The sequence below is a fragment of the Micromonospora parastrephiae genome, assembly GCF_016802865.1.
GTDB lineage: Bacteria > Actinomycetota > Actinomycetes > Mycobacteriales > Micromonosporaceae > Micromonospora > Micromonospora parastrephiae.
In genome coordinates this window covers 1-5,139 of record NZ_JAEVHM010000288.1, presented here as the reverse complement: position 1 = coordinate 5,139, position 5,139 = coordinate 1, and the positions used below count along the sequence as shown (strand labels likewise).

Genomic DNA, 5,139 nt, shown 5'->3' with positions numbered 1-5,139 from the left:
CCCACGCCGGCCCCCGTGCCGAAGCAGCGTCGGGGCCGGCGCTCCGCCGCGCCACCACCGGTGGCGCCGCCGGGCTGGCAGCCCCCCAAGGGGTACGTGCCGGTCCCGGTCCGGCGGCGACGCCGCTGGCCGTGGCTGCTGCTGCTCACGCTGGCCTGCTGCTGCGGGTGCCCCGCCTACTACGGGTTCCCGATCTCGGCCCAGTACCCGGCCCGCGCGGCACTGCCCGACCAGGTGGAGGACCTCAGCCTGCGTCAGGACGACCGCAGCGCGGAGACCGCCCGGCAGCTGGAGAGTGAGGTACGCAAGGAGCACTGGCTGGCCGAGGACACGTTCGCCGGCGTGTACTCCACGGCGAGCGGCAAACGGGTGACGGTCTTCGGCGGCACCGGCTTCCGGCTGAGCCCGGAGTCGGACGCGGAGGCCGAGATCAGCAGGCTCACCGACCGCTATGCGCTGGAGGCCCCCGAGACCGTGGACACCGGCGTACGCGGCAGGCACGAGCGTTGCGCGGTCGGCCGGTCCGACGGCAGCGACGTGGTGGTCTGCACGTCGGTCGACCACGGCAGCATCGCCACCGGCGTGTTCACCCGGCTGTCCGTCTCCGACAGCGCCGACCTGCTGGACACCCTGCGCGCCCAGATCGTCCAGCCCGAGCGGGGCTGAGCCGCACCCGGGGCGGCTGGCCCGCCGCTGTGCCGGCCGCAGTCGTCACACCGCGTGAGCCCCGCCCAGCTGACAGGGCGGGAGGGGGACATACCTGTGGGTCATATTTATGACTCACAGGTATGTCGCCTGTCAGACCGGGCTGCCCCGCAGGCGGGTGCCCGTTCTACCGCAGCCGCGCGCGCCTCAGGCCGGCAGACGCGCGGCGCACGCGGCCGAGGTCAGGCTTCCCGGGTGGGGTCCGGGTGGGCGCGCGGCGGGGCGTAGCGGGGCACGTACTCCTGGCCGGTGAGTTTCTGGATCTCGCTCATCAGCTCGTCGGTCATCTGCCGCAGCGAGGTGCGGTCGTCCGGCCGGCCGCTGAAGTCCAGCGGCTTCCCGAACCGGACGGTGATTTTGGCGGCGCCCGGGCGGGGCACCCGGGCGCCGATCGGCTGCGCCCTGTCCGTGCCGATCATGCCCACCGGGATGATCGGCACGCCGGCGGAGATCGCCAGCCGGGCCGCCCCGGTCCGCCCCCGGTAGAGCTTGCCGTCCGGGGAGCGGGTGCCCTCCGGGTAGACCACCACCAGGTCACCGCCCTTGAGCGCCGGGATCGCCGCGTCGAACGCGGACAGCGCGGCCCGCCCGCCGGCCCGCTCGACCGGAATCGCGCCCAGGCCGGTGAGGACGAACTTGGAGATCGCGCCCTTCACGCCGGTGCCCTTGAAGTACTCGGACTTCGCCCAGAACGCCAGGTGCCGGGGCACCACCGTGCCGAGGAACAACTCGTCGGCCACCGAGAGGTGGTTGCCGGCGAAGATCGCGCCACCGGTCTCCGGCACGTGTTCCAGACCCTCCACGGTCGGGCGGAACGCCAACCGCAGCGTGGGCGCCACGGTCAGCCTGCCGATGGTGTAGAGCAGGGGCACTGGTCCTCCGGCGGTCGTGCGGAATCAGGCGCTGTCACGGTAGCGGACGCCCTCACGCTTCCCCCGATGGAGGTGGCGAGGGCGCCCGCACCGCTCGTCACACCCGGCGGACGGTGACTGTCACCCGGTCGCCCTCGCCGACCTCACCGGCGAAACCGTCCACGCCCTCGGCGAAGTCCACCGAATCGGCCAGCACCTCCCGGGCCACGAAGTCGGTGAACGCCGACACCGCGGCGCGCACCTCCTCGGAGGCCGACACCGACACCACGATCCGGTCCGAGACGTCCAGGTCGGCGTCCCGGCGGGCCTGCTGCACGACCCGCACCACGTCCCGGGCCAACCCTTCGGCGGCCAACTCCGGGGTGACCTCGGTGTCCAGCACCACCACGCCCTCGCCGCCGGGCAGCGGCGCGGAGTGCTCGGCGTCGGCGGCGACCAGGCGCAACTCGTACTCGCCCTCGGCGAGGGTGACGCCGGCGGCCACCGGGGCGCCGTCGACCAGCTCCCACTCGCCCGCCTTGACCGCCTTGATCACCTGCTGCACCTGCTTGCCGACCCGCGGGCCGAGAGCCCGGGGCACCACGGTCAACACCTGCTCGCAGTACGCCGACAGCTCCGCGCTGAACTCCACGGCCTTCACGTTGACCTCGTCGGCGACCAGGTCGGCGAACGGGCGCAACTGCTCCGCCGCCGGCGAGGCCACGGTCAGCTTGGACAGCGGCAGCCGTACCCGCAGACCCTTCGCCTTGCGCAGCGACAGCGCCGCCGAGGCGACCGCCCGGGTGGCGTCCATCGCGGCGACCAGGTCGTGGTCGGCCGGGAACTCGCTCGCCTCCGGCCAGTCGGTCAGGTGCACCGAGCGCTCCCCGGTCAGCCCGCGCCAGATCTCCTCCGCGGTCAGCGGCGCCAGCGGCGCCACCACCCGGCAGAGCGTCTCCAGCACGGTCGACAGCGTGTCGAACGCCTCGGCGTCACCGGACCAGAACCGATCCCGGGAGCGACGCACGTACCAGTTGGTCAGCGCGTCCAGGTAGGACCGGACGGTGGCGCAGGCGCCGGAGATGTCGTACGCGTCCATCTGCGCGCCGACCGTGGACACCAGCTCGTTGGTCTTGGCCAGCACGTACCGGTCGAGCAGGTGCGTCGAGTCCGTCCTGCGTCGAGCGGTGTACCCGTCGGCGTTGGCGTACAGCGAGAAGAAATACCAGACGTTCCACAGCGGCAGCAGCACCTGCCGGACGGCGTCGCGGATCCCCGCCTCGGTGACCGCCATGTCACCGCCGCGCAGCACCGGCGACGACATCAGCATCCACCGCATCGCGTCCGAGCCGTACGCGTCGAAGACGTGGTAGACGTCCGGGTAGTTGCGCAGGCTCTTGGACATTTTGCGCCCGTCCGAGCCGAGCAGGATGCCGTGGCTCAGGCAGTTGCGGAACGCCGGCCGGTCGAACAGCGCGGTGGCCAGCACGTGCATCGTGTAGAACCAGCCGCGGGTCTGCCCGATGTACTCGACGATGAAGTCACCCGGGTAGTGGTGCTCGAACCAGTCCGCGTTCTCGAACGGGTAGTGCACCTGGGCGAACGGCATCGACCCGGACTCGAACCAGCAGTCCAGCACCTCCGGCACCCGACGCATCATCGACTGACCGGTCGGGTCGTCCGGGTTCGGGCGGACCAGGTCGTCCACCGCCGGCCGGTGCAGGTCGGTCAGGCGTACCCCGAAGTCCCGCTCGATGTCGGCCAGCGAGCCGTAGACGTCCAACCGTGGGTAGTTCGGGTCGTCGGACTTCCAGACCGGGATCGGCGAGCCCCAGAACCGGTTCCGGCTGATCGACCAGTCCCGGGCGTTGGCCAGCCACTTGCCGAACGAGCCGTCCTTGATGTGGCCGGGCGTCCAGTTGATCTCCTGGTTCAGCTCGACCATCCGGTCCCGGAACGTGGTCACCGCGACGAACCACGACGACACCGCCTTGTAGACCAGCGGGGTGTCGCAGCGCCAGCAGTGCGGGTACGAGTGGGTGTAGGTGTCCTGCTTGAGCACCACCCCCCGCTCCTTCAGCTCCCGGATCACCGGCTTGTTGACGTCGAAGACCTGTTCGCCCTGGTACGGCGGGACCAGCGCGGTGAACCGGGTGTGGTCGTCGACCGTGACGATGGTGGGGATGCCGGCGGCGTTGCAGACGTTCTGGTCGTCCTCACCGAAGGCCGGCGCCAGGTGCACGATCCCGGTGCCGTCCTCGGTGGTGACGAACTCCGCACCGAGCACCTGGTAGGCGTTCTCCCCGGCCTGCTCGACGAGGAAGTCGAACAGCGGCGTGTAGCGGCGTCCGACCAGGTCCCGGCCGTACACCGTGCCGACCTGCTCGTAACCGTCCAGTTCCTTGGCGTACGCGGCCAGCCGCGCCGCGCCCACCACGTACCGCTCGCCACTGCGCTCGCTGTCGGGGGAATCCCGGTGCTCCAGCACCGCGTACTCGATGTCGGGGCCGACGGCGAGCGCCAGGTTCGACGGCAGGGTCCACGGCGTGGTGGTCCAGACGCCCAGCTTGACCGGCCCGCGCACCAGCTCGGGCGCGGACTCGTCGGCGGTCAGCCCGAACCACACCGACAGCGTCGGGTCGTGCCGGTCCCGGTAGACGTCGTCCATCCGGGTCTCGGTGTTCGACAGCGGCGTCTCGCAGCGCCAGCAGTACGCCAGCACCCGGAAGCCCTCGTAGATCAGACCCTTGTCGTGCAGGGTCTTGAAGGCCCACATGACGCTTTCCATGTAGTCCAGGTCGAGGGTCTTGTAGTCGTTGGTGAAGTCGACCCAGCGGGCCTGCCGGTTGATGTACCGCTCCCAGTCCTGGGTGAACTCCAGCACGGAGGTGCGGCAGGCCTCGTTGAACCGGGCCACGCCCAGGTCGATGATCTCCGCCTTGCTGGTGATGCCGAGCTGCTTCTCGGCCACCACCTCGGCGGGCAGGCCGTGGCAGTCCCAGCCGAAGCGCCGCTCGACGTGCCGTCCGCGCATGGTCTGGTAGCGCGGCACCACGTCCTTGACGTAGCCGGTGAACAGGTGGCCGTAGTGCGGCAGGCCGTTGGCGAACGGCGGGCCGTCGTAGAAGACGTACTCGTTCTTCCCGTTCTCCCCGGCGGGGCGGGCCTCGACGGACGCCTCGAAGGTCTTGTCGGCCGTCCAGTGCTCCAGCACCCGGCGCTCGACCGCGGGCAGGTCCGGGCTCGCCGGGACACCGGCGGCGGTCGGGTCGTGCAACGGATAGGCCATCGGGGGTCGCTCTCCTCGCGCAGCTCACTCAACGTGGGTCTGCGAGGACGAACCGTCCGGGGTACGCCGGAAACGGCGCTCCCGGGTGGTCCGCGGTACCACCCCGCTTGGCGGTCAGGATCGACCGCCCGCTCATTGGCCGGCTGTGACGGGCCGCACCCGTCCGGTTCTACTGGGCCGGTTGCCCGGCTGTTCTTCCGGAGGCTCACCGGTGATGGCCGGGTCATCGCCTTACAGTGCCCAACGATACAAGACCCGCCCACCGCCGCGCCCCCGAGTAATGACGCACCCCAC

General features: G+C 71.1%; 2 protein-coding genes and 1 pseudogene. 1 reads left to right on the top strand and 2 read right to left on the bottom strand.

Annotated elements, in window-relative coordinates:
• A pseudogene (locus tag JNW91_RS29515) lies at positions 1 to 666 on the top strand (hypothetical protein); the annotation flags it as partial.
• A 221-nt stretch (positions 667 to 887) separates the two neighbouring features.
• Here JNW91_RS29515 and JNW91_RS29510 read toward each other — a convergent pair.
• Positions 888 to 1,577: a lysophospholipid acyltransferase family protein gene (locus tag JNW91_RS29510; protein WP_203178784.1), complete on the bottom strand. Its 690-nt coding sequence runs from the start codon at positions 1,575 to 1,577 to the stop codon at positions 888 to 890.
• 97 nt (positions 1,578 to 1,674) lie between these two features.
• The gene (gene ileS, locus JNW91_RS29505) at positions 1,675 to 4,845 is read right to left on the bottom strand and encodes an isoleucine--tRNA ligase (protein ID WP_203178783.1); all 3,171 of its coding nucleotides are present in this window, start codon (positions 4,843 to 4,845) and stop codon (positions 1,675 to 1,677) included.
• Positions 4,846 to 5,139: the final 294 nt, after the last annotated feature.

Bases quoted from the DNA above. Each gene is read 5' to 3' on its own strand.
- ileS (WP_203178783.1), bottom strand. From the start codon at position 4,845: ATGGCCTATCCGTTGCACGACCCGACCGCCGCCGGTGTCCCGGCGAGC.